General features: G+C 67.3%; 24 protein-coding genes. 17 read left to right on the top strand and 7 right to left on the bottom strand.

Translation table 11 applies throughout. The features are described from left to right. Window positions 1-32: 32 nt before the first annotated feature. The 3 genes from LFM09_RS35440 to LFM09_RS35430 all read right to left on the bottom strand — a co-directional run bounded on the left by LFM09_RS35440 (window position 33) and on the right by LFM09_RS35430 (window position 1,890). The gene (locus LFM09_RS35440; protein WP_414100960.1) at window positions 33-494 is read right to left on the bottom strand and encodes a GNAT family N-acetyltransferase; all 462 of its coding nucleotides are present in this window, start codon (window positions 492-494) and stop codon (window positions 33-35) included. Window positions 495-555: 61 nt separating this feature from the next. After that, window positions 556-1,173, bottom strand: a complete 618-nt coding sequence (locus LFM09_RS35435; protein ID WP_414100959.1) for a TetR/AcrR family transcriptional regulator — start codon at window positions 1,171-1,173, stop codon at window positions 556-558. A gap of 90 nt (window positions 1,174-1,263) precedes the next feature. Further along, the gene (locus LFM09_RS35430; protein ID WP_414100958.1) at window positions 1,264-1,890 is read right to left on the bottom strand and encodes a D-alanyl-D-alanine carboxypeptidase family protein; all 627 of its coding nucleotides are present in this window, start codon (window positions 1,888-1,890) and stop codon (window positions 1,264-1,266) included. A 203-nt stretch (window positions 1,891-2,093) separates the two neighbouring features. On the opposite strand from LFM09_RS35430, the gene LFM09_RS35425 reads away from it, so the two are divergent. The 4 genes from LFM09_RS35425 (at window position 2,094) to LFM09_RS35410 (ending at window position 5,701) form a co-directional block, all read left to right on the top strand. After that, the gene (locus LFM09_RS35425) at window positions 2,094-2,498 is read left to right on the top strand and encodes an SSI family serine proteinase inhibitor (RefSeq protein ID WP_414100957.1); all 405 of its coding nucleotides are present in this window, start codon (window positions 2,094-2,096) and stop codon (window positions 2,496-2,498) included. Window positions 2,499-2,618: 120 nt separating this feature from the next. After that, window positions 2,619-3,716: a calcium:proton antiporter gene (locus LFM09_RS35420; protein WP_414100956.1), complete on the top strand. Its 1,098-nt coding sequence runs from the start codon at window positions 2,619-2,621 to the stop codon at window positions 3,714-3,716. A 119-nt stretch (window positions 3,717-3,835) separates the two neighbouring features. Continuing rightward, entirely contained in the window at window positions 3,836-4,198 is a 363-nt protein-coding gene (locus LFM09_RS35415) for a VOC family protein (protein WP_414100955.1), read from the top strand. 96 nt (window positions 4,199-4,294) lie between these two features. Then, a complete protein-coding gene (locus LFM09_RS35410; RefSeq protein ID WP_414100954.1) occupies window positions 4,295-5,701 on the top strand; it encodes an FAD-binding oxidoreductase in 1,407 nt (468 codons plus the stop codon). Here the strand turns inward: LFM09_RS35410 and LFM09_RS35405 are convergent. Next, window positions 5,698-6,927, bottom strand: coding sequence for a GNAT family N-acetyltransferase (locus LFM09_RS35405; RefSeq protein ID WP_414100953.1), 1,230 nt, complete (start codon window positions 6,925-6,927; stop codon window positions 5,698-5,700). The genes LFM09_RS35410 and LFM09_RS35405 overlap by 4 nt on opposite strands. A 108-nt stretch (window positions 6,928-7,035) precedes the next feature. On the opposite strand from LFM09_RS35405, the gene LFM09_RS35400 reads away from it, so the two are divergent. After that, on the top strand, window positions 7,036-8,166 hold the full coding sequence (locus tag LFM09_RS35400) for a lipase family protein (RefSeq protein ID WP_414100952.1): 1,131 nt from the start codon (window positions 7,036-7,038) through the stop codon (window positions 8,164-8,166). Here the strand turns inward: LFM09_RS35400 and LFM09_RS35395 are convergent. Next, the gene (locus LFM09_RS35395) at window positions 8,147-8,548 is read right to left on the bottom strand and encodes a hypothetical protein (RefSeq protein WP_414100951.1); all 402 of its coding nucleotides are present in this window, start codon (window positions 8,546-8,548) and stop codon (window positions 8,147-8,149) included. The genes LFM09_RS35400 and LFM09_RS35395 overlap by 20 nt on opposite strands. Before the next feature lie 53 nt (window positions 8,549-8,601). On the opposite strand from LFM09_RS35395, the gene LFM09_RS35390 reads away from it, so the two are divergent. Continuing rightward, window positions 8,602-9,165 carry a TetR/AcrR family transcriptional regulator gene (locus tag LFM09_RS35390; protein WP_414100950.1) on the top strand — a complete coding sequence of 188 codons (564 nt, stop codon included), beginning with the start codon at window positions 8,602-8,604 and terminating at the stop codon, window positions 9,163-9,165. Here the strand turns inward: LFM09_RS35390 and LFM09_RS35385 are convergent. Beyond that, the gene (locus tag LFM09_RS35385) at window positions 9,125-9,580 is read right to left on the bottom strand and encodes a DUF3291 domain-containing protein (protein WP_414100949.1); all 456 of its coding nucleotides are present in this window, start codon (window positions 9,578-9,580) and stop codon (window positions 9,125-9,127) included. The genes LFM09_RS35390 and LFM09_RS35385 overlap by 41 nt on opposite strands. A 25-nt stretch (window positions 9,581-9,605) precedes the next feature. Between LFM09_RS35385 and LFM09_RS35380 the strand changes: the two genes are divergently transcribed. From LFM09_RS35380 to LFM09_RS35330, 11 genes are all read left to right on the top strand, one after another. Next, window positions 9,606-10,535, top strand: coding sequence for a D-2-hydroxyacid dehydrogenase family protein (locus LFM09_RS35380; RefSeq protein ID WP_414100948.1), 930 nt, complete (start codon window positions 9,606-9,608; stop codon window positions 10,533-10,535). A 33-nt stretch (window positions 10,536-10,568) separates the two neighbouring features. Further along, window positions 10,569-11,024: an SRPBCC family protein gene (locus LFM09_RS35375; protein ID WP_414100947.1), complete on the top strand. Its 456-nt coding sequence runs from the start codon at window positions 10,569-10,571 to the stop codon at window positions 11,022-11,024. 243 nt (window positions 11,025-11,267) lie between these two features. After that, window positions 11,268-12,356, top strand: a complete 1,089-nt coding sequence (locus tag LFM09_RS35370) for a mandelate racemase/muconate lactonizing enzyme family protein (protein WP_414100946.1) — start codon at window positions 11,268-11,270, stop codon at window positions 12,354-12,356. Window positions 12,357-12,379: 23 nt separating this feature from the next. Continuing rightward, on the top strand, window positions 12,380-14,356 hold the full coding sequence (locus tag LFM09_RS35365) for an alpha-galactosidase D (protein WP_414100945.1): 1,977 nt from the start codon (window positions 12,380-12,382) through the stop codon (window positions 14,354-14,356). Between the two features lie 26 nt (window positions 14,357-14,382). After that, a complete protein-coding gene (locus tag LFM09_RS35360) occupies window positions 14,383-15,345 on the top strand; it encodes a carbohydrate ABC transporter permease (protein WP_414100944.1) in 963 nt (320 codons plus the stop codon). Window positions 15,346-15,358: 13 nt separating this feature from the next. Continuing rightward, window positions 15,359-16,240 (top strand): carbohydrate ABC transporter permease, encoded by an 882-nt coding sequence (locus tag LFM09_RS35355; protein WP_414100943.1) that lies wholly within the window; start codon window positions 15,359-15,361, stop codon window positions 16,238-16,240. Continuing rightward, a complete protein-coding gene (locus LFM09_RS35350; protein ID WP_414100942.1) occupies window positions 16,237-18,420 on the top strand; it encodes a glycosyl hydrolase family 95 catalytic domain-containing protein in 2,184 nt (727 codons plus the stop codon). Before LFM09_RS35355 ends, LFM09_RS35350 begins: the two co-directional genes overlap by 4 nt. After that, a complete protein-coding gene (locus tag LFM09_RS35345; RefSeq protein ID WP_414100941.1) occupies window positions 18,414-19,319 on the top strand; it encodes an acetylxylan esterase in 906 nt (301 codons plus the stop codon). Before LFM09_RS35350 ends, LFM09_RS35345 begins: the two co-directional genes overlap by 7 nt. Then, the gene (locus tag LFM09_RS35340) at window positions 19,316-20,656 is read left to right on the top strand and encodes an ABC transporter substrate-binding protein (RefSeq protein WP_414100940.1); all 1,341 of its coding nucleotides are present in this window, start codon (window positions 19,316-19,318) and stop codon (window positions 20,654-20,656) included. The genes LFM09_RS35345 and LFM09_RS35340 overlap by 4 nt, the downstream gene beginning before the upstream one ends. Before the next feature lie 16 nt (window positions 20,657-20,672). After that, complete coding sequence (locus LFM09_RS35335; protein WP_414100939.1) at window positions 20,673-21,329, top strand: GntR family transcriptional regulator; 657 nt, start codon at window positions 20,673-20,675, stop codon at window positions 21,327-21,329. A gap of 1,011 nt (window positions 21,330-22,340) precedes the next feature. Further along, window positions 22,341-22,997, top strand: a complete 657-nt coding sequence (locus tag LFM09_RS35330; protein WP_414101037.1) for a hypothetical protein — start codon at window positions 22,341-22,343, stop codon at window positions 22,995-22,997. Between the two features lie 51 nt (window positions 22,998-23,048). Here LFM09_RS35330 and LFM09_RS35325 read toward each other — a convergent pair whose 3' ends face one another. Further along, the gene (locus LFM09_RS35325; protein ID WP_414100938.1) at window positions 23,049-23,894 is read right to left on the bottom strand and encodes an XRE family transcriptional regulator; all 846 of its coding nucleotides are present in this window, start codon (window positions 23,892-23,894) and stop codon (window positions 23,049-23,051) included. Between the last annotated feature and the right edge of the window lie 4 nt (window positions 23,895-23,898).

The following is a 23,898-nucleotide window of genomic DNA, read 5'->3' as shown; positions in this document are numbered from 1 at the left end:
CCGCGGCAGGGATCGGCCTGGTCTGCACGCCCTCACACCGCGACCCGCAGCCGCGGCAGGACGCGGCCGGGGATGCTCCCGGACAGCGACTCCCCGACGCGTTCGGCGCCCATCTTGAGGTAGAAGCCCTCCGCGTACGGCTCGGAGTCGATGTCCAGGTGCTCGTGACCTGCGGCGGCGGCGGTGGCCATGGCGTGCTGCCACAGCACCTTGCCCAGCCCGGTGCCGATCTGGTCGGGCCGCACCCACATGTTGCCGAGCTCGCCGGTCGGTGGTTCGCCGTCGACGCTGTAGAAGCCGACCATCTCGCCGTCGACCTCGGCGACCACGATGTGGCGCTGCGCGACGTCGCCGGGGGAGAAGGTCATCTCGGCGCGGCACGACTCGATGAAGTCGTCGTCGTAGCCCCAGAACGCCTTGGCGGCCAATGCGAGTTCGGTGAGGGCGCTCGCCTCGTCGGAGCGGGCGCGCCGCAGGATCAGCTCGGTCTGCACGAGCTCACGTTACGGCCGGGCGATCGTGGCAGGGATCAGTTCGCGGACTTCCGCGACCACCTCACGGCCGCGTGATCGCCGCGAACATCAGCTCCCGGATCTCGGCGGCGATCTCGTCCGCCTCCAGCGGCGGCTCATGTGCCTGCCACTCCCGCAACAACCCGGTGATCGCCCCCACCAGCGCGATCGCCGTGAGCCGGTACGACCGCTGCGGCGCCACCCCCGCAGCCGCCGCGAGCATCGCCTCGGACTCGATGAACTCCGCCCACGTGTTCACCCACCGCACGTGCTGCCGCTCGATCTCCGCGTTCACCCCGACGGCCTCCACGTAGTTGAGGCGCGGCGCACGGGGATCCGCGGTCACGCTGCGCACGAACACGTCGAGCAGCGTGCCGATCCGGGTGGCCAGGTCGGCTGTCTCCAGGCTCGTCAAAGCTGTGCGGACCTGCGCGAACGCCGTCGCGTTGATCAGGTCGTGCAGCTCGCGGAGCAGGTCTTCCTTGGTCGCGAACTCCTCGTAGAAGTTGCGCGTGGAGACGCCCGCCTCGCTGCACAGCTCGGAGATCTTGGTGGCCGCGAAGCCCGTGCTCGTGAACAACGCCAGGCCGGCCTGCAGCAGCTTCGCCCGGCGCTCGGCTCTGCGCTGCTCGGGTGAGATGCCGCCGTAGGCACGTGCCACCTGCGTGCTCCAATCCGGTAATCGGGGTTGCCAGATTACGTCCGCGCAACCTCGTGCGCACCCCAGGCGTCTAGACCTTTACGCGGGCCGTCAGGTGCCGGGTGCTCTGGGGAGCATCGGAGGACAGCCGCCCGTGGAGTAGTTGGCGTCGTACTCGAAATGCCACTGCTCGTTTTCGTAACGGCGGCACCAACCGAGGGTGCTGCCGTTTTTCTCGACCCATTTTGCTGATTCGATCGGCTGAATGTCGACCGCCAGTCCGAGCACGTGCATCGACTTGTCCGGCGGCAGCACGTACTGCTTCGCGAGTTCTTCGGAACCGAACCTCTCGACGGCCTCGTCGAACTCCTTCTGCTGCTGCCCGCGGCTGCGCTTGCCATCGTTCAGGCAGAGCTTCACGCCCTGCTCAGAGGCCTTGGCGCGTAAGGAAAGCCAGGCCTGCAGCACGTCCGGGCGCAGACCGTCCGGGTCCTCGTCGAAGTAGCGGGCGTCGATCGAGCAGTTCGGTCCGTCCGGTGGTCCGGCGACTTCTTCGAGAATCGCGAGCGGCTTTCCGGGATGCCGGTCGAACACGAGCGTCAATCTGCCCAGGTAACCCAGCGCGGCGCCGGTGGAAACCACGAGTGTGACGATCAGCAGCACGCCGAACACGACGCGTCTGGAGGTCTTGGACATGAATCGGATAATACGTCCAAGTGCGAGGTCGTGTGTCAGCAACCCGTAACAGTCCGTCGGCAGCTGCGTCCCGGTGAACGTGGCGCGGAACACATCCGTTTGGCTCAATCACGCTTTTGGCGGAGTCGGCAAATGTGATCGGTGAACGTTTCCTGGCCCCTTTCGCAGCGACGAAACATGGTGGCAACATCTGCGGCGGCCGAGAACCGGCCCGATTTTCATGAGGTCTCAGGAGGACCGCTTTCATGTTCGGCCGCTTTTTTGCGTTCGTTGCTCTGTTCGCTTCACTTTTCGCCTTCACCGGCACCGCACAGGCCGCCCCGGCCGCACAGTCGTCATCTAGGGGTGACACCGCGTTGGTGCTGACCGTCCAGTACTCGGAGATCGAGGACAACGCCTTCAAGGCAACTGTCCTGACCTGTGAACGAGGTGACAGCCACCCGCGCAGGGCCCTCGCCTGCGCGACGCTCGCCTCCTCCGGTGCAGATCTGCAGGCGATGGAGGCCGACGGCCGCGCCTGCACGTTCATCTACGCACCCGTCGAGGTGGCGATGTTCGGCTTCTGGCGAGGTGAGCCCGTGCACCAGGTGCACACCTACCCGAACTCGTGCGTCATGCTGGCGCACACCGGTGCGGTGTTTGATTTCTAGCACCGGCTATTAATGTGGAGCGGGGCGCGGCAGGGGCGCTCCGCTCCACATTTTGTTGTACCCGAAAATGGGTGTTGCGCCGAATGGCGGTCAAGCAGGCGAGCGTGCGAGGGTGTGATCATGGCCGCCACCTCCCGCTTCCCACTGCTGTCCTGGACGACCATCGCCCCCGTGCTCGGCGTGCTGCTGCTGGCGCTGACCTGGGGACGTGACCTCGGCGGAGTGCTCGTCGCGCTGGTGGCGTTGGTACTCGCCGTGACCGTGCTCGCCGCCGTGCACCACGCCGAGGTCGTGGCGCTGCGGGTGGGGGAGCCGTACGGGTCGCTCGTGCTCGCGGTCGCGGTGACGGTCATCGAAGTGGCCCTGATCGTCACGCTGATGGCGTCCGGCGGGCCCGAGGCGGCGTCGCTCGCGCGCGACACGGTGTTCGCCGCGGTCATGATCACGACGAACGGCATCGTCGGCATCGCGTTGCTGCTCGGCGCTCTCAAGCACGGCACCACGCTCTTCAACGCCGAGGGCAGCGGCGGCGCGCTCGCCACGGTGATGACGCTGGCCACGCTCACGCTGGTGCTGCCGACGTTCACCACGAGCACGCCCGGCCCGGAGTTCTCCGGCCCGCAGCTCGCGTTCGCCGCACTCGCTTCCCTTGCGCTGTACGCGTTGTTCGTCTTCACCCAGACCGTCCGGCACCGCGACTTCTTCCTGCCGGTCACCGAGGACGGCGTGATCGAGACCGAGGAGCACGCCGAGGCGCCGTCCGCCAAGGCCACCTTCGCGTCGCTGGGTCTGCTGCTCGTCGCACTGATCGCGGTGGTCGGCCTGGCGAAGATCGAGTCACCCGCGATCGAGGCCGGCGTCAAGGCCGCGGGGTTCCCGCCGTCGTTCGTCGGCGTCGTGATCGCGTTGCTCGTCCTGCTGCCGGAGACGATCGCGGCGTCGCGGGCGGCGTGGCGGGACCGGATCCAGACCAGCCTCAACCTCGGCTACGGCTCGGCGATCGCGAGCATCGGCCTGACGATCCCGACGATCGCGCTCGCCACGATCTGGCTGGACGGCCCGCTGCTGCTCGGGCTCGGTCCGATGCAGATGATCCTCCTGCTGCTCACGGTCCTGGTCAGCGTGCTGACGGTCGTGCCGGGACGCGCGACCCGGCTGCAGGGTGGCGTGCACCTGCTGCTGCTGGCGGCGTTCCTGTTCCTCGCGGTGAACCCGTAGGGCATGGACAAACCGCTACTTCAGCGGTGGATGCGGCAAGTACGGTGTGGCTGTGGCCTGTGATCGCGTGTGGTGCGGCGACTTGCAGGGACAGACGCGCGGACACGAAGGAGCCGATGGTGCCAGGCGCTGAACTGCGAGGGGTGACGCTGGACTGTGCCGACCCGCAGACGCTGGCGGGCTTCTACGGTGCACTGACCGGGATGCGCGAGTTCTTCAGCACGAGCGAGTTCGTCGCTCTGACGGACGACTCCGGCTGTGATCTGGGATTCCAGCGGGTTGACGGATACCGGGCTCCGCAGTGGCCGGGTCAGGACGTGCCACAGCAGTTCCACCTGGATTTCCGCGCTGACGACCTCGATGCGGTGGAAGAGCTGGCGCTGGAACTCGGCGCGGCCAAACCGGACCATCAGCCCGGCGACGGACGCTGGCGGGTACTCCTGGATCCGGCTGGTCATCCCTTCTGCCTGACGTCGTCCTGACCGCCGGGATCCGTTGCGGCACACGCCCAGCGCCGGAAACAGGACCGGTCCGCAGATCCGTTGTGTCCCTGTTCGTCCGGCTCCTACGTTCGTGCCATGTTGCGTCGCAGGGCACTTCTGCAGACCGTCGCGCTGGGAGCGATGACGGGTCTGCTCGGCAGGTCCACAATGGACGTCCAGTTGATCCGGCCCGGCGATGCCGCCTACAGAGACGCGAAACTCGGCTACTTCACGCAGTACGACGGGCAACGTCCGAGCGCGATCGCCCGCGTGACCACGCCGGCGGACGTCCAGCGCTGCATCGAGATCGCACGTCAGGACAAGACGCGGATCGCGGCTCGTTGTGGCGGGCACAGCTATCCCGGCTACTCCACGGCGGACGGTGCGTTGATCGTCGACGTGCGCGGGCTGAACCGGATCGACGTCCGTCCGGACGGCACGGTCGAGGTCGGTGCCGGTGTGCTGCTGATGGACCTGTACGTGGCGCTGGCGCAGGCAGGCCGGATGATGCCGGCCGGAACCTGTGCCACGGTCGGGATCTCCGGTCTGACGCTGGGCGGCGGCATCGGCGTCACCGCACGGCAGTTCGGTCTCACCTGCGACCGGCTGGTCAGCGCGCGGATCGTGACGCCGGACGGCGTGCACCGAAACGTTTCCGCCACCGAGCACGCCGACCTGTATTGGGCGTTGCGCGGCGGCGGTGGCGGCAACTTCGGCATCGTCACGTCGTTCGTGTTCCGCACCGAACCGGTCCGCAACGTCACGACGATCAGCTTGACGTTCCCGTCGGCGGCGCTGGCCTCGTTGCTCAGCGCCTGGCCGGACTGGCAGGGGAAAGCGCCCGACGCGATGACCACCACGGTCGGCGTCGGCAACGGCCCGAACCCGCACGTCGAGGTCTCGGGCTGTTTCGTCGGTACTCCAGCGAACGCCAAACCGCTGCTCGACGACCTGGTGCGCCGGGTGGGCTCGCAACCGACCTCGCGCCGTGAACAGGAGCAGACCTTCCTCGCCGCGATGGAGCGGTTCGCCTGGTGCCGGACCACCGACGGCTCCTGCAAGCCGAGCTGGAACGGTGGTGGCGGCACGCAGTCGCGCGGCAGTTACGTTGCCACGTCCCGGATGTTGAGCCGCCCGATCACCGACCCGCAGCGGCTCGCCGAGATCTTCAAGAGCACGCCCAACTCGTACAACATGATCGACGCGATGGGCGGCGCGGTCGCCCGTGGTCCGGCGTCGGCGTTCCCGCACCGGACCGCGCTCGCGAGCATCCAGGTCGAGCTGAGCCTGCAGGCCGGGGAAGCCAACGCGCGCAAGGCGATGGGCGTCGCACGGGACGAGCTCGCGAAGATGTTCGGCGCCACCGGGTACGTCAACTACCTCGATCCGCAGATGCCGGACTGGGCGCGCACCTACTACGGCTCCTCGCTGACCAGGTTGAAGGAGGTCGTGCGCAAGTACGACCCGGACCGGGTGTTCGCTTTCCCACAGGGGCTCGCCTAGAACCAGTGCAGGCAGTGCGGCGGACGTTCGGCACGGAAGATCGCATCTGCTCTTGTGGCCGAGTTTCCGTTGTGCGCCTTGATGTGCCCGGCTCGCACGAGCGTGCTCGGCGTGGTGCCGCCGAGGTAGATCGAACCGAGGTCGCGCACGTCCAGCGACAGGTCGGGTTCGCGATCCGTCGGGACGCACTCCGCGTGGCCGTTGTGGATCGTGAGCAGGTAGCGGTTGTGCTCGCCGAGGAACGGGTCGTCGACGTCGAGGACGAGCTCGCCGTCGGTGAACCAGCCGCGCGCGGTCAGCGCGCGGGGGATGTCGAGCAGCCGCACCCAGAGCCAGTCCATGTGCGGGCCGAGCACGCCCGCGTTGAAGTCCGCGAACTGCCAGCGCAACGGGTGTTCGGGCGGGAAGTGCTTGAACACCACCTGGGTGACCAGGTCGTGGCTGAGCACGAACCGGGCGAGCGCGGTGAACGCGGAGTCGTTGGTGGCGATGGTCTCGTCGACCGTGAGCGTGCCGTTGTCGAGTGCGTAGGTGGCGTAACCGTCCGGGAGTCCGTCGCTCGATCGGTGGACGGCGACGTAGCGATCCGCCGGCGCGATCGGAGGCTGTCCCGCACCGCGTTCCCACCAGCGGTGCGGCCTGGACACCGCGCCGGGCTGGGCGCGGCGGTAGCGGTCGTAGATCTTCTCCAGGACCTCGGTGGCGCCCGGCCTCGTGAGCAGCTCGATCGAGCCGGTGTCCGCGGTGTTCGTGCGGAACGCGGCCTGGTGGCGTTGCACGGTCAGCCGATGGCTGTAGGTCGCGATCCCGTACCCGAACCTGCCGTAGATCGTGGCCTCGCTGGCCAGCAGGACGGCGAGGAACTCACCCTGGTCGCGCAGGTCGGCGAGCTGGCGGCGAGACATCGCGGTCAGCACGCCTTGGCGTCTGTGCGTGGGCAGGACGCCGACGCAGGTCACGCCGGGCGCGGGGACGACGACCCCGCCGGGCAGCGTGAGCTCGAAGGAGCAGGAGGTCGCGGTGCCGATGGGCCGCCCGTCCTGCGTGGCGAGCAGGCCTCGATGCGCTTCGATGCCCGCCCACCAGACCCCGGTGGCGTCCGCCGGTGCCTCCGGGAAGCGGCCGAGCGCGGCGTGAAACGTTTCGACGAACGTGGCGAGGTCGTCGGCGCTGGTCTGGCGGATCTCCATCGGCACAGTCCAGCGGCGGGCGTCCGTCAAGATCAAGCGATTTACGGCGTGCGGGTGAATCCATAAAGCGAAAACCCCTATTGCCACATTACGACGTTCGGCCCTACATTGCGGTAACGCCGGTTACCACAAAGGGGTCCAACGATGCAGCTCCGAGCCGTGCTTGCCGCCGTTCTGCTCTTATTCACCCTGGTCACACCCGCTTCGGCGGCCGCACCGGGCGAACTGGTCAGCAGCCGGGAGGTGGCGTGGCATCCAGAGCCGCTCCGGCTGCTGCCCGCACCCGTGAAGGCCTACGACATCCGCTACCGCTCCACGTCGGCGACCGGCGTGGGCAACGTCGTGTCCGGCATGGTCCTGGTCTCGCCCCTGCCGTGGACGAACGGCCCGCGCCCGATCGTGGCGTACGCGATGGGTACTCAGGGCCTCGCCGACCGCTGCGCGCCGTCGCAGCAGCTGCAGAACGGCACCGAGGTCGAGATCGCGTTCCTCGCGCAGGCGATGTTCAACGGCTGGGCGGTCGCCGTCACCGACTACGAAGGCCTTGGCACGCCAGGAGATCACACCTACGCGGTCGCCCGTTCGGAAGGCCGCGCCCTGCTGGACGTCGCTCGTGCCGCAGCTTCCCTGCCCGGTCTTTCCGCTGCCGCACCGGTCGGCGTTTTCGGTTACTCACAGGGAGGTCAGGCCGCTTCCTCCGCCGCTGAGCAGTGGAAGTCCTACGCGCCTTCGTTGAACGTCGTCGGCGTCGCAGCCGGTGGCGTGCCGGCCGACCTGAACGCGGTCGCTCGCTTCAACGACGGCAACGCCGGTTCGGGACTGGTCTTCGCGGCGGCGGCGGGGTACGCCGCGGCCTATCCCGAACTGCCGTTGTCCTCGGTGCTGAACGCCCGCGGCAAGCAGGTCATCGACCAGATCCGCAACTCGTGCGTCGCCGAGATCGCTTTGGTGGCACCGTTCACGCGCCTGAACTCGCTGACGACCCAGCCGGACGTGATCCAGGACCCGTTGTGGCAGAAGAGGTTGAAGGAGAACACGCTCGGTGCGGTGAAGCCGGTCGCGCCCGTCTACCTCTACCACGGCACGATCGACGAGCTGATCCCGTTCAGCGTGGGTTCCAAGCTGCGCTCGCAGTGGTGCTCGCTCGGCGCGGACGTGCAGTGGACGCCGCTGCCGCTGGCGGGCCACATCGGTGCGATCAGCGCGTGGGGCAGTTCAGCTCTGAACTGGCTCGGCGACCGCTTCGCCGGGAAGGTCACGCGCCCCAACTGCTGAACACGGCGGCGAAGAGGGCGGGGAAAAAGGTCACTCCCGCGAGCGTGGCGTGCACCGCCGTGAGTGGCCTTCTCAACGCGGCCATCATCGATTTGAGGTAGACGTTCCTCTGGGTGGTGGGGTTGCGCTTCTGCCAGCCCCTCACCCGCAGGCGGTCCCCGAAGGTGTTGTGCAGGAAGAGCACTGCGAACCCGAGCCACGCCAGCACGGCCGAACCGATGGCCATGAAGCCGATCCAGAAACCGAGCCCGACCAGTGCGGTGATGAGGTGGTAGTAGGCGAGGCGAGGTACCTGTCTTCGTGCGATGAGCAGGCGCAGCAGCATCACCAGTCCGATCACGGTGTTGAGGATCCACGCGGCCAGGGCGATTGTCGCTGTCATGACCCGACGGTACTACGATCGTAGTGTCAAGTCACTACGTCTATAGTGGACGCGTGACCTCGAACCGGGAACGCGTCCTCGCCGCCGCCGTCGAGCTGCTCGGCACCGAAGGGCTGCGCGGCCTGACCCACGCACGGGTGGACGACCGCGCGGGCCTGCCCAAAGGGTCGGCGTCGAACTACTTCCGCAGCCGGGCCGCTCTGCTCGACGGGGTCATGGACTGGATGCTGCGCCAGGAGACCCCGACGGTCGAGGCGACGCTCAAACCCTCCTCACCCGAAGACCTGATCGACGAGCTGTGCCGGCTCTACGAGTTCATGACCGGCCCGAACGTCGTCACGGTCAAGGCGCGCATGGTGCTGTGGGTGGAAGCCGCGACCAACCTCCAGGTGCGCGAGGCGTTGCTGCGCGGCCGGGCCACCATGACCTCGATGCTGATCCCGGCTCTCGCAAGTCTCGGCATGCGCGACCCGGTGGCCGTCTCGGACACGCTCGGAGCGGCCGTGCAGGGCCTGTTCCTGCAGCAGTTCGCCCGCGGCGAGGTGATCGACCCGCGCCCGCTGCTGGAGATCATCATCAGGGGAGCCCTGGCGCCGGAAACCGCTTCCGGAAGTTGAACCCCTCCGGTGTCGGGCCGTTTTCTCTGACCAGTTCGAGCTTCGCGAGCCCTTCCTCGGTCGTCGGCCGATGTCCTTTTGGTACCCACCACATCACGTCGAGCGCCGTCTCCTGGTCGAACCACTTGGCCTTGCGCTGGACCGCCTCGAGGTGGACGCCGTGGAAGGTGAAGTCCCACAACGCCTCGACCGACTCCCACACGCTGAGGTTGAAGGCCTCCAGCATCGGGTCGCGTCCGAGTTCGAGCATGTCCTGCGTCATCTGGTCCGACGTGGGCCGCCACACGAAGCCGGGGGACTGCTGCGCGAGCTCGTTGATGGGGTCGACCCGGCGGGTGAACCCGCGCATCCGCCAGTGGTCGAACTCCCAGAGCCCGGTCGTGATGTTGGCCTGTGCCAGGTGGAATTCCCCCATCCGCCTACTCTGACATGATCGCCTCATGAAGTGCGTGGTGCTGGACGACTACCAGGGTGTCGCTCTCACGAACGCCGACTGGTCGGGTCTCGACGTGACCGTGGTCCGCGACCACCTCTCCGACCCGGCTCCGGCGCTGGCAGACGCCGAGTGCGTCGTGATCATGCGCGAGCGCACCCCGTTCACCGCCGCGCTGTTCGCCCGGCTGCCCCGCCTCCGGTTGCTGATCACCAGCGGCATGCGAAACGCTTCGATCGACCTGGAAGCCGCCCGCGCGCACGGCGTGACGGTGTGTGGCACCGGCAGCGCCAAGACCCCGCCGACCGAGCTGACCTGGGCGTTGATCCTCGGCCTGGCCCGGCACCTGGCCACCGAGAACGCGGCCTTCCACTCCGGCGGCCCGTGGCAGAGCACCGTCGGCGTGGACCTGGCCGGTCGTGTGCTCGGTCTGGTCGGCTTCGGCAACCTCGGCCGGGCCGTCGGCCGCATCGGCAAGGCGTTCGGCATGGACGTCGTGGCGTGGAGCCCCAACCTGACTCTCGACCGGGTTGAGCCGGAGGGTGTTCGGCTGGCTTCGTCGCTGCACGACCTGTTGGGGCAGGCCGACTTCGCCTCGATCCACCTCGTGCTGAGCGACCGCAGCCGCGGCCTGGTCGACGCCGCCGCCCTGGCGTGCCTGAAGCCCTCGGCGTTCCTGATCAACACATCCCGCGCCGCCATCGTGGACGCCGCGGCTCTGCTGGAGGTGCTGCGGGAGAAGCGCATCGCCGGTGCGGGGCTGGACGTGTTCGAGGTCGAACCGCTGCCGCTGACCGACGAGCTGCGGACGTTGCCGAACGTCCTGGCCACCCCGCACCTCGGGTACGTGACCGAGGCGAACTACCGCACGTACTTCCAGGAAGCTGTGGAGGACATCCACGCGTTCATCGCGGGCGCACCGATCCGCGAGCTCTAGCGCCGGTTACCTACTGGTAGTAAGTTCTGGTGCATGACGCCGGACGCCTCCGCGCACATCGACATCGCCGCCTCTCCGCAGCGCGTGTTCGAGCTGGTCAGTGACCTGCGCAGGTGGTGCGAGGTCGCCGAGGAGTACTCCGGCGGCAAGTGGCTCAACGCGTCCGGTCCGCAGGTGGGCGCGCGGTTCCGGGGCATCAACCGGCGCGGCTGGCGTGGCTGGTCGACCGTCTCGACGGTCACCGACGCGGGCCCGGGGCGGTTCGCGTTCGAGGTGCGGTCGCTCGGCCTGAAGGTGTCGCGCTGGCAGTACGACATCGAGCCGACCGCTGACGGCTGCCGGGTCACCGAGTCCACGTGGGACCGCCGGCCGGGCTGGTACAAGCCGATCACGATGCTGGCGACCGGGGTCAGGGACCGCGCGGTGACGAACCAGGCCAACATCGAGGCGACGCTGCAGCGGCTGAAGCGGACCGCCGAAGCCGGCTGACCTGTCCCTGACAACCGGACAGAAACGCTCACATTTTCACTCACACTCCAACAGGCGCCAACAGCAGCCACCATGCCTGTGAGCTGCAAACATCGGAGGACCGGAACTAGATCCGGTCCGCCTGGCCCGTTGTAAACGCTCTCATCGGCGTGGGAGCGTGGCCAAACGACGGTTGACACCCTCGTAACGCCCGCGTTCAATGCCCGCAAATATCCTATAGGATCAGAGATCCGAGGAGTTGGCGTGGCAAAGGTCCTGCGTGCCGAGGCGTTCCAGGTCGACGTTCCGGTGGAGACGTTGCGCACCGACGCGGTGCAGCAGTTCATCAAGCAGGAGACCGTTTTCGTCGAGATCACGACCGACGACGGCCGCACCGGACTCGGCTACGCGTACACGATCGGCACGGGTGGCAGCTCCGTGCTCGCGCTCCTCAGGGACCACCTCCTTCCACGGCTCGCAGGGAAAGACGCGCGCCGTATCGAGCACATCTGGCACGACCTGTTCGCCTGCACCCGGAGCACCACGGTCGGTGCGATCACCTCGCTTGCGCTCGCGGCCGTCGACACCGCGCTGTGGGACCTGCACTGCCTGCGCGCCGGGGAACCGTTGTGGCGCATGGCCGGCGGCTTCCGGCAGGAGGTGCCGCTGTACGACACCGAGGGTGGCTGGCTGCACCTGAGCACCGAGGAGCTCGTGAAGGGTGCGAAGGAGACGGCGCAGCAGGGTTGGCAGGGCATCAAGATGAAGGTCGGCAAGCCCGACCTCGCCGAGGACGTCGAACGCCTTGAAGCGGTCCGGGAAGCCGTCGGCGAGCGGTTCGCGATCATGGTCGACGCCAACCAGTCGATGACGGCTGCGGAGGCCATCCGCAGGGCCGATGCGTTCAAGAACGTCGACCTGACCTGGCTCGAGGAACCGTTGCCCGCGGACGACGTGAGCGGGCACGTCAAACTCGCACAGAAGACAACAATCCCGATCGCGGTCGGGGAGTCGCTGTACTCAGTGGCCCAGTTCCGCGAGTACCTCGAACGCGGTGCCGCCTCGATCATCCAGGTCGACGCGGCGCGGATCGGCGGCATCACGCCGTTCCTCAAGGTCGCGCACACCGCGGAGGCGTTCAACGCCGACGTCTGCCCGCACTTCCTGATGGAGCTGCACGTCAGCCTTGCCGCCGCGCTGCCCAACGGGAAGTTCGTCGAGCACATCCCGCAGCTGCGGGCGATCACCAAGGGCGAGCTGACCGTCCACAACGGACACGCGCTCGCCCCTGACACGCCAGGTCTCGGCATCGACTGGGACCGCGACGCGATGGACGACCTCCGGGTCGCCTGAAACCAAATCACAAAGGAGTGGTCTTGAGAGCGTTAGGTGTCGTTGCCGGCCTGCTCGCGTCGCTGATCGCGGTTCCCGCAGCAGCTCAGGCACCGGAAGCACAGCAGCAGAACACCGCAGGCCAGCAGAACACCGCAGCACCGGCGGCCAAGCCGTACATGGGCTGGAGCAGCTGGACACTGCAGGCGACCAACTACCCCGGGGTCAACCCGGACGGTCCCGCCAGCTGGCTCAACGAGAAGAACGTGCTGGCACAGGCGGACGTGCTCGCGGCGAAGTTCAAGAAGCACGGCTACAACCACGTGAACGTCGACGCGGGCTGGCTCGGCTCGTTCGACGAGTACGGCCGCCCGGTCGTCGACGCCAAGAAGTTCCCGCGCGGCTTCAAGTGGCTCGGCGAGTACGTGCACGGCAAGGGCCTCAAGTTCGGGTCGTACCTCGCGGTCGGCCTGGACCTCAAGGCCTACAACGACGGCAAGACGCCGATCTACAACGCTCCCGGCTGCACCACCAAGGACATCGTCTACCCGGACCTGCGCAAGACCAACGGGTGGGACATGGCCTACAAGATGAACTTCGACAACCCGTGCTCGCAGAAGTACATCGACTCCATCGCGCAGGTGCTCGCGGGCTGGGGCGTCGACTTCCTCAAGCTCGACGGCGTCGGCCCGGGCAGCTTCAAGGGCGGTGAGAACTACGACAACACCAGCGACGTGAAGGCGTGGAACTCCGCGCTCAAGAGCACCGGCCGCCCGATCGAGTTCCTCATCTCGTGGGCGCTGAGCCACCGTCAGGCCGACGTGTGGAAGGCCAACACCAACGGCTGGCGCGTCGACACCGACGTCGAGTGCTACTGCCCGACGCTCGTCACCTGGAACGCGTCGGTGAAGCAGCGCTGGAACGACGTCGTGCAGTGGATCGACGACGCCGGCCCCGGCCACTGGAACAACCTCGACAGCCTCGCGGTCGGCAACGGTGAGATGGACGGCATCACCGAGGCCGAGCGGCAGAGCTACATGACGCTGTGGTCGATCTCGTCCTCGCCGCTCTACATCGGCGACGACCTCACCAAGATCGACGACTACGGCTACAGGCTGCTGACCAACGACGAGGTCATCGCGATCAACCAGGCCGGCGTCCCGGCCCGGCCCGTCGACCAGTTCTCCGACCAGCAGGTCTGGTACGCCCGCAACGCCGACGGCAGCTACACCGTCGCGCTGTTCAACCTGGGTTCCAAGCCCGCCGAGGTGACCGCCGACTTCGAGCAGCTCGGCATCCAGGGCAAGGCGAAGGTCCGCGACGTGTGGGCCAAGCGCGACCTGGAGCAGAAGTCCGGCTCCATCACCGAAGAACTGCCGGTGCACGGCTCCAAGCTGTTCAAGATCACGCCGCGCACGTCGTCGGCTCCCGGTGTCGTGCAGGGCACCGCGGCCACGCCCAACAGCGTCTCGCTGAAGTGGCAGGGCAAGACCGGCGTCCGGTACGACGTCTACGCGGGCAACAAGAAGGTCGCCACGACCACCGACACCAAGGCGACGATCACCGGCCTCACCCCGGCGACGTCCTACGACTTCACCGTGGTGCAGAACGGAAACCGCTCCAAGGCGGTCACCTACGTGACGCCGCAGGAGTCCGTGACGTACGAGGCGGAGAAGGGCAGCCTCGCCGGCGGCGCGACGATCTACGGCTGCGCCTGCTCCAACGGCAGCAAGGTCGGTTACATCGGCGGCAGCGGTCTCCTCACGCTCCCGACGGTCACCGCGCCGCGCGAGGGCAACTACCTCGTCGAGTTGTCCTACATCTCCGGTGACGCCAGCCGGACCGGCGTGATCACGGTGAACGGCACCAGCTTCAAGCTGCCCGTCGCCGGTTCCAACGACGACAACTGGAACACGCCCCAGAAGATGACCGTCCCGATCTACCTGATGAAGGGCAACAACACGATCCGCATCGGCAACCCGGACGACTCCGTGTTCGACGTCGACAGCATCCGCATCTGACCCCGCTGAGACCAGGAGGCGTCGTGGTGACAACCGTGCAAGACTCCAGCGCCCATGTCGTGCGTGGACCTGCCACCACGACGCCTCCGCCTGCACCCCGCAGGCGGAAAGGCCCCGCCTCGCGCCGCAACGACACGTGGGTGGCGTGGCTGCTCGTCACGCCCGCCATCCTCGGGTTCGGCGTCTTCTTCGCCTACCCGATGCTGCGCGGTGTCTACCTCAGCTTCACCGAGTTCCACATCCTCACCCCGCCGGTGTGGACCGGCCTGGCGAACATCCAGGAACTGTTGAACGACAACAGGTTCTGGCACTCGCTCGGCGTCACCGCGTACTTCGTGGTGCTGACCACGGTCCTCGGAGTCGGCGTCTCGCTGCTCACCGCGGTCGTGTTGCACCGCCTGGGGGTCAACACGACCGTGCGCGGGCTGATGATCCTGCCGTTCCTCATCTCCGGCGTCGTCACGGCGCTGGTGTGGACGTGGATGCTCGACCCGCAGCTCGGCATCGTGAACCAGCTGATCACGTGGATCTTCGGCGAACCGATCATGTTCTTCGGCAACGACGACTGGGCGGTGCCGACGCTGGCCGCATTGAACGTGTGGAAGTCCATGGGCTACAACGCGGTGCTCATCTTCGCGGGCTTGCAGACGATCCCCGCGTCGATCTACGAGGCCGGGCGGATCGACGGCGCCTCGGAGTTCCAGATGTTCCGCTCGCTCACCTTGCCGTTGCTTCGGCCGATCCTGGTCATGGTCGTGATCCTCAACGTGATCAGCGCGACCCAGATCTTCGACATCGTCCAGGTCAGCACCAAGGGCGGTCCGGCGGACGCGTCGCTGGTGCTGCAGATGTACATCTACGACAAGGCGTTCGGCCAGTTCGACTTCGGTTACGCCGCCACCATGTCGCTCGCTCTGTTCCTGCTGCTCGTCGCCGTCACCTTCACGCAGATGCGGATGGCGCGCGCCAGCGAGTCCGACACCAACTGAGGAGGGCCGCGGAGTGAACCTCTCGATGAAGCTCGGCAGGGGCGTGGCCTGGGGCTACCTGATCGTCGTCCTGCTGATCACGATCTTCCCGTTCTACTGGATCGTGCGGACCGCGCTGTCCAACAACTTCGCGATGTCGACGAACCCGTCGTCGTTGCTGCCGGTCCACTTCACCTGGGGCCCGTTCAAGCGAGCTCTCGGCCTCGCGACGCCCGCCGAGGCCGCAGAGGAAGGTGGCTCCGGCGCCAAGATCGACCTGGCTCTTGCTTTGTGGAACTCCATTGTGTACGCGGGACTTCTGACGCTCTGCACGGTGGTTTTCTCGGCGCTGGCGGCCTACGCGTTCGCCCGGTTGCAGTGGAAGGGCCGGGACGTGGTGTTCGGCGTGCTGCTGACCGCGCTGATGGTGCCGTCGGTGTTCACGCTGCTGCCGAACTTCGTGCTGATGAAGGATTTGGGGCTGCTCAACACGTTCGGCGGCATGATCCTTCCTGCCGCGTTCTTCTCGGCGTTCAACATCTTCTTCCTGCGGCAGTTCATGCTGGGGCTCTCCAACGAGGTCGAGGAGGCCGCGATCATCGACGGCGCCGGGCCGTTGCGGGTGTGCTTCCGGATCGTGCTGCCGATGAGCATCGCGCCGATGGCGACCCTGACGCTGCTGCAGTTCATCACCACCTGGAACGACTACTTCTGGCCGTTGCTCGTCACCAACGACGAGTCCGTGCGCCCGCTCACCCTCGCGCTCGCGGTGTTCAAGCAGTCCTCGCCGCAGGCCTCACTGGACTGGGCAGGGCTGATGGCGGCGACGCTGGTCGCGGCGCTCCCGATGTTGTTGCTGTTCCTGGTGTTCGGACGGCGGCTGGTCAACTCCATCGGCTTCACGGGGATCAAGTGAGACTGCATTGGCCGTCACAGGCGGCGGAGTGGACCGAGGCGTTGCCGGTCGGCAACGGACGCCTTGGCGCGATGGTGTTCGGTGGGGCCGGGCGGTCCCGCGTGCAGGTCAACGACGCGACCGTCTGGTCCGGTACCGCTGACGGGCCTTCCCGTGCCCTGGCGGACGTGTTGGCCGCCGGCGCCGGTCCTGCGCGACTTGCCGAGGTCCGCGCGGCGATCTTCGCCGGTGAGCTGGAGCGGGCGACCGAGCTGCTGATGTCGTTCGAGGGCCGGTACAGCCAGACGTACCTGCCGTACGTGGACCTGTGGATCACGCTGCCCGAGGGCGAGTCGCACGGCCGGACGCTCGATCTGAGCACCGGTGTGGTCACCGAGCGGCTGACCATCGGCGGCGTCGAGGTCGTGCGGCGCGTGTGGACGTCGGAAACCGCGCTGTGCGTGGAGATCGTCGGCGCGGTGCCGCTCGACGTCGAGGTGACGACGCCGTTGCGCGAGGTGTCGCGCAACGTCCTGGACCTCGTGATCGAGATCCCGGTGGACTCGGCGCCCCGGCACGAACCGCAGGTCGACGCGCCGGTCTACGGTTCTGGCGCTGCTGAGCGCGGCATGGTGTCCGTGCGGATCAACGCCGACGGCGACCGGTGGTTCCTGACGCTCATCAGCTCCACGACCACCGAGTCGCACTGGCGGGGGCAGCGCCGGAGTGACCTGCCGACGTTGCTCAACGCCTGTGACGTCAGGTTCGGCCACGTGCCGGACGAGGTGAACGTGCCGGACCTGTTGCTTGGCCCAGAAGGAAATTCCAAGGAGCACGAGCAGCTCACGGCATCCGTGCTGTTCGCGTTCGGCCGCTACCTGCTGGCCTCGTCGTCACGTCCGGGCGCGCCTCCCGCGAACCTGCAGGGCATCTGGAACGGCGAGCTGCGGCCGGCCTGGTCGTCGAACTACACGATCAACATCAACACCCAGATGAACTACTGGGCGGCCGAGGTCACCGGGCTCGCCGAGTGCCACGAACCGCTGCTGGAGCTGCTGGAGAAGCTCGCGGTGACCGGCGCCGAGGTGGCCCGGGACCTGTACGGCGCGCGGGGCTGGGTGGCGCACCACAACACCGACGCGTGGGGCTGGGCGCTGCCGGTCGGCATGGGTCACGGCGCGGTGTCGTGGGCGATCTGGCAGATGGGCGGCGCGTGGCTGGTCCAACATGCCTGGGACCACTACGACTTCGCCCGCACCTGGTCCACTTTGGAGCGAGCGTGGCCGTTGCTGCGCGGCTGTGCGGAGTTCTGCCTCGACTGGCTGGTCGAGGGCCCGGACGGCTACCTCGACACGTGCCCGTCGACCTCGCCGGAGAACTGGTTCCTCGTCGACGGCGGACCACAGGCGCTGACGTGGTCCGCGACGATGGACGTGGTGCTGATCCGCGCCGTGTTCGAACGCACGTTGGCGCTGGCACTGGCATCCGCCCGCTCCGACCCGTTGCTGGCGGAGATCTCGGCCGCCCTGCCCCGCCTCCGCCCGGTTCCGGTGTTCGACGGGCGGCTGGGGGAGTGGGTCTCTGACCTGCCGGAGGAAGACCCGACGCACCGGCACATGTCGCACATGGTGTCCGTCTACCCGCTCGGCCAGATCGTCGCCGGCACACCTTTGGGCGACGCCGCGGTTCAGACGCTGGACCGGCGCGGCAACGGCGCGATGGGCTGGTCGTGGGCCTGGAAGATGGCATTGCGAGCGCGTTTGGGCGATGGCGAAACGCTTCGATCACTGCTGTCCGAGGCCTCCCAGGCGTTCACCGGCGATCGACACCGCGACGCGCCGTTCGACGGCTCGGAGTGGGGCGGCCTGCTGCCGAACCTGTTCAGCACGCACCCGCCGTTCCAGATCGACGGCAACTACGGCTTCACCGCCGCTCTCGCGGAAGTCGTGGTGCAGAGCCACACGAGCGTGATCGACATCCTGCCCGCGCTGCCTTCCGGCTGGTCACGCGGCTCGGCGCGCGGTCTGCGCTGCCGCGGCGGGCTCTCGGTGGACGTCTCGTGGGACGACGGCGATGTCTCCGTGCGGGTGCGGCGGCTGTCCGGTGACGCCTCGGAGCTCGTGCCGGTGAGCATCAACGGAGAGGTCACCGAGGTCGTGGTGAGTGACGTCGTGGAGCTGCGGGGGAGGATTTCGTGCTGACCGACCTGGACCTGGACTCGCTGTGGGAGTACCGCAGCTCGTACATCCGGCCCGATGACTTCGACTCGTTCTGGGACGCGACGCTGGCCGAGGCCCGGTCGCTGGAGCTCAAGGTCGAAGCGGTTCCGGTCGACACCCCGTTGCAGACCTTGGACGTCTACGACGTGACGTTCTCGGGCTTCGGCGGCGATCGCATCCGAGCGTGGCTGAGGACTCCGCGCGGCGCTTCCGGTCTGCCCGCTGTCGTGCAGTACCACGGCTACGGCAGCAACCGCGGCACTGCTGTCGAGAACCTGACCTGGGCCAGCTCCGGTTTCGCACACCTGCAGGTCGAGGTGCGGGACCAGCGCGGCGGTGCCGGGTTCATGACCCGCGGCATCGCCGACCGCGACACCTACTTCTACCGGCGCGTGTTCACCGACTGCGTGCGCGCTGTGGACGCCGTGCGGGAACTGGGTTCCCCGCAGGTCGCCGTGATCGGCAACAGCCAGGGCGGCGGAGTCGCGTTGGCCGTAGCGGGGCTGGTGCCCGATCTGGCAGCCGTGCACACGCAGGCTCCTTTTCTCTGCGACTTCCGCAGGGCGCTGAACGTCTGCGGCCGCCTGCCCTACACCGAGCTCACCACCTACATCGCCGAGAACCGCCGTTCCGACATCTTCCCGACACTGTCCTATTTCGACGGTGTGGGGTTCGCCGCTCGAGCCGTCGCCCCTGCCTGGTTCTCGATCGGCCTGATGGACGACATCGTGCCGCCGTCCACCGTGTTCGGCGCCTACCACGCCTACGCCGGACCCCGGCAGATCCAGGTCTGGGAGCACAGCGCCCACGAGGCGGGCGGCTCCGACGACCTCGACATCGCACTCGACGCCTTCCGATCACGCCTCTTGGAGATGCCATGAAATTCGCCGCCTTGGCAGCTGTGACAGCGCTCGCGGTCGCGGGCTGTTCGTCGGGTTCCGACTCGGCCTCCGGCAACACCGTGAACTGGTGGACCTGGGACGACAAGCAAGCAGTCGCCTACGGCGAGTGCGAGAAGGCGTTCGAGGCCGCGAACGCGGGAGTGGACGTCAAGATCACCCGCTACAACGTCGACGACTACTTCACCAAGCTCACCGCCGGTTTCGTGGCCGGCACCGCCCCCGACGCGTTCCAGAACTCCGTCCAGTTCCTCCAGGCCTACGCTGGGCAGAACCAGCTGATGCCTCTCGACGACCTGATCGCGAAGTCCTCTGTGGACATGAAGAAGTACTCCGTCGGCGTCGACACCTGGAAGTTCACCGACGGCAAGCAGTACGCCCTGCCCCTGGACTGGGCCGCCGCCGGCATCTACTACCGCAAGGACTCACTGACCCAGGCCGGCATCGCCGAGGCCGACGTGGCCAAGATGACCTGGAACCCCGACGACGGTGGCACCTTCGAAAAGATCGTGGCCCGCCTGACCGTCGACAAGAACGGCAAGCGCGGCGACGAGCCCGGCTTCGACAAGAACGCCATCGCCACCTACGGCGTGGGCGCCATCGCGGGCCGCAGCTTCATCGGTGAGACCACCTGGGCTCCTCTGGTTTCGACTTTGGGCTGGAAGTTCGGCGACAAGGACCAGTGGCCCACCAAGTTCAACTACACCGACCCCCGCTTCGTGAAGACGATGAAGTGGGTGACCTCCCTGACGGAAAAGGGCTTCTCCCCGAAGCTGGGCACCTTCACCACCGGCAACCAGTCCACCATCTCCGACATCGACCTGGTCGGCTCCAACAAGACCGCGATGACCATCGGCGGCTCCTGGTCCGCTCCTTCGTTCGGCAAGATCCCAGGCGTCCCCGTCGGCATCGCCCCCACCCCGCTCGGCCCCGAGGGCAAGCGCTCCGTCCTCTCGAACTCCAACGGCAACAACATCTGGGCCGGCACCAAGAACCCCGACCTGACCTGGAAGTGGGTCAGCTACATGGGCAGCGAGGAGTGCCAGACCAAGGCAGGCGCCACCGGCACGTTCTTCCCGTCGATTCCCGCCGCCATGGACAACACCGTCACCTCGATGAAGTCCCAGGGCGTCGACCTCTCCGTCTTCAACCAGTACGTGAAGGACGACGTCCTCTACCCGTCCACCGCCTACGCCAACGGCTCGGCGGTCCAATCCGCCGAACAGCCCCTCATCGAGGCCTATTTCTCCGGCCAGCGCTCAGATGACGTGTTCGCCGAGATGGAACGCGTCTCGCAGGAGATACTGGCCAAGAACTAGACAGGGAGTCACAGGAGTGGTGTTGCGGATACCGACCAGGCGCGTGCTCGCGGACGACGTCTACGAGCAGATCCGTGCCCTGATCATGAACGACGGCATAGCAGCGGGCGCCAAGGTCAACATCGACGAGGTGGCCCGCCAGCTGGACGTGTCCCCAACTCCGGTCCGCGAAGCCCTGGCTCGCCTGGAATCCGAAGAACTGGTCAGCAGGCTCCCGTTGCGCGGCTACCGCGTAACGGAGCTGCTGAACCGCAAACAGGTGGACGACCTCTACGCCCTCCGCCTCCTCCTGGAACCCCCGTCCGCAGCCCTGGCGGCAGGCCGGATGACCCCGGAGAACGTCCTCCTGATCCAGGAGGAGCTGGCGACGTGCCCGGCTGCGCCCGCGGACGACGCGTATGACGACTACAAAAACCTCACGGCGCACGACCAACGGCTGCACGAACTCATCCTGCGAATCGCCGGGAATGACGCCGTCCTGCAGGCGTTCGCCAAAACGCACTGCCACCTGCACCTGTTCCGGCTGAACTTCCAGCAGCCTTTCGGGGTGCAGACCATCACGGAACATCGCGCGATCGTGGACGCGCTGATCGCCAAGGACGACGTGGCAGCGAGCGCGGCCATGACCGCGCACCTGGAAGTCGCCAGGGACCGTTTACTGACCCGCATGTAGGCGCCATGGCGGGTGGACGACGCGCGAAGGCGAAGCCGAGCCATCACCCTTCCGCCCGCCGCGAAGCGAAGCGAGCCCGTAAAGGCCTAATGCCCGCATGGGTACCGGTAATGGTGACGTGTCGTGCCAACGCAACCACGCACGCTGGCAATTGGGGCTTGACTTTGGGTTCGAGGTGCTACCGGTCCGTTTCGGATCGGCCGGGCGCTTTATGTGCCCGGCTTTTCAAGGCCGACCAGCGCCTTGTAAGGGCCCCGAAGTCATGCCCCAATCGCAATCGTCGCGAAGCGGCGATGACGTGACCAGCGCTCGTCCAAGGACCTGAGCGACCACTCTCGCAAGGTGACCGCCCGCATGCACGGCGACCCCTGCGCTGGAACGCAACGGCCCGCCCGCAACGGGACTACCGCCCGCACGGCAAGCGATGCCTCCGCTCGAACGCAACAACTCGCCCGCAACGGGACCACCGGCCGCCCGCACGCCCCAGTCGAATCACCCCCCACCCGGCGTCGAATCACGCCCCTGCTCAGCGTCGAATCCAGTCGAACCACCCGACGCCCGCAGACCCCGCCGATCCCCACAACCAGACCACCACGCCCACCGGTATCCACTCGCTTGGTCTATTCGCGCCCCAACCGCCACCAACGACATCAACCCCCCGAAAACCGCGCCTGACCAGCAAGATCACCACCACCCCAAAACCTTAAAAGCATTTAAAACCAACATGGTCTAGTCCGATTTGAACCCCGTCCGTGACCTCCCCGTAGTCACCGGTACAACACCGATCGACCCCCCGAGGAGAATCGAATGGGCGCTCGACACCGCAAGCCCGCCATGATCGGCGCGGGCGCCATGCTCGCGGTCGCTGCTGTCGCCGGTGGCATCTTCGCCTTCAGCGGCACCAACTCGAACGCGGCTGAGGACTGCGGCGGACTGGACACGGCCCTGCAGAACAACCTGAACTTCATCGCCGGCCAGCAGGCGAACCCCGACGCTCAGTCGGAGGCGCGCATCGCCAACCGGCAGGCGGTCGTCAACCTGATCAACCAGCGGCGCCAGGCGGCCGGCTGTGGCAACAACGTCCAGGCGCAAGCCCCTGCGAAGGGTGAGGCCGCGACCTCCGGTGAGGACTGCGGTGGGCTGGACAAGGCACTGCAGAACAACCTGAACTTCATCGCCGGCCAGAAGGCCAACCCGGACGCGCAGTCCGAGGCACGCATCGCCAACCGCGAAGCGGTGGTCGACCTCATCCAGCAGCGGCGCAAGGCGGCGGGCTGCGAGGGTGACGGTGCCGACCAGGGCAATGCGAACCAGGGCAACAACAACCAGGGCAACAATGCTGGCAACCAGGGCCAGGCAACGGCCCAGCCCGCACCGGAGGAAGAGCCTGAAGAGGCCGACAACGGTGGCGGCGCGTCCGGCCAGCAGGTGTGCAACGGCTCGACCGTGACGCTGTCCGGCGAGGGTGGCGCGCCCGCCGCGTCGAGTGGCACGTTCCCGATCGGCACCACGCTCAAGGTGACCAACCTGGACAACAACAAGTCCACCACGGTCAAGGTCGCTTCGGTGTCCGGCAGCTGCGCGCTGTTGAACAACGCGGCGTTCGAGCAGGTGCGTGAACCCGGCAAGTTCCTGATCCGCCGGGCGAAGATCGAAAAGATCGGCTGATCAAGGTCCACAATGGACGGGTGCTCCCCAACGAAAGAGGGGAGCACCCGTTCACCACGTCCAGCGAAAGCCGCGAATCCCGGGCTGCACGTCCAGAGCGACATCCAACAGCGTGCGCCCAGGCTCCACCGCCGAACCATCAGCGAGCTGCACGACCGAGGCAGGCGGAGACCCCTCGAAGGTCACCTCGCACACGTACTCCCGCGTGGGCAACCGGAACTTGCGCTCGTAGTTCGTCGCAAGTGGACACGGCGCCTGGTTCACCAGCTCGTGCTCGATCACGACGCTCTCGCCCTTGCGCAGCGGCCGTTCGAACACCAGCTCTGCGACCAGGAACCCCTGCGCCTCGTCCCGCACCTGCTGCCCGAGCCGGCAGTTCTTCAGGGCGTTGAGCTGGGGCAACGGCCGGTCGTGCTCGTCGATGTGCATGATCACGACCCAGCGGTCGGGGCCGTTCATCGACGCCGACAGCACCTGCCGCGATCGGAAGGACCGCTCGGTGTGGTCCGCCCCGATGGTCACGAAGTCCTGCTGGCTGACCCGGATCAGCTGGTCGTCCCACTGCGTGTCGAGGTCGTGCAGCGCGCGCTCGACGTGTGAGGGCGACGGCCAGAACGACGACATCGGCGCCGGGGCCTTGCGCAGCCAGCGCCCGCGTGAGCGCGGCGGTCCGAGCAGCTCCGAGAGCTGGCCGGGCTGCAGACACAGGATGTGTTCCAAGTGGACGACGGCCTGCAGCGACTTCTTGCGCTCCGGCCGGCTGCGGCCCGTCTGCCAGTAGCTCAGCGTGGCCAGCGAGACCGTCACGCCGTGTTGAGACAGGTGTTCGCGGAGGCGCTCCAGACCGAGACCGCGATTTGTGATCGCCGTCCGGAGCGCTTCCGCGAACTCGTTCACGTCC

Origin of the sequence: Lentzea alba (assembly GCF_047445655.1) — a bacterium.
Lineage (GTDB): Bacteria > Actinomycetota > Actinomycetes > Mycobacteriales > Pseudonocardiaceae > Lentzea > Lentzea alba_A.
The sequence above is the reverse complement of the archived record's forward strand: the minus strand, read 5'-3'. Positions and strand labels throughout refer to the sequence as shown.

Coding starts and splice junctions, on each gene's coding strand:
- LFM09_RS35400 (WP_414100952.1), top strand. CDS start 7,036: ATGCAGCTCCGAGCCGTGCTTGCCGCCGTTCTGCTCTTATTCACCCTG.
- LFM09_RS35395 (WP_414100951.1), bottom strand. CDS start 8,548: ATGACAGCGACAATCGCCCTGGCCGCGTGGATCCTCAACACCGTGATC.
- LFM09_RS35380 (WP_414100948.1), top strand. CDS start 9,606: ATGAAGTGCGTGGTGCTGGACGACTACCAGGGTGTCGCTCTCACGAAC.
- LFM09_RS35375 (WP_414100947.1), top strand. CDS start 10,569: ATGACGCCGGACGCCTCCGCGCACATCGACATCGCCGCCTCTCCGCAG.
- LFM09_RS35425 (WP_414100957.1), top strand. CDS start 2,094: ATGTTCGGCCGCTTTTTTGCGTTCGTTGCTCTGTTCGCTTCACTTTTC.
- LFM09_RS35385 (WP_414100949.1), bottom strand. CDS start 9,580: ATGGGGGAATTCCACCTGGCACAGGCCAACATCACGACCGGGCTCTGG.
- LFM09_RS35420 (WP_414100956.1), top strand. CDS start 2,619: ATGGCCGCCACCTCCCGCTTCCCACTGCTGTCCTGGACGACCATCGCC.
- LFM09_RS35340 (WP_414100940.1), top strand. CDS start 19,316: ATGAAATTCGCCGCCTTGGCAGCTGTGACAGCGCTCGCGGTCGCGGGC.
- LFM09_RS35410 (WP_414100954.1), top strand. CDS start 4,295: ATGTTGCGTCGCAGGGCACTTCTGCAGACCGTCGCGCTGGGAGCGATG.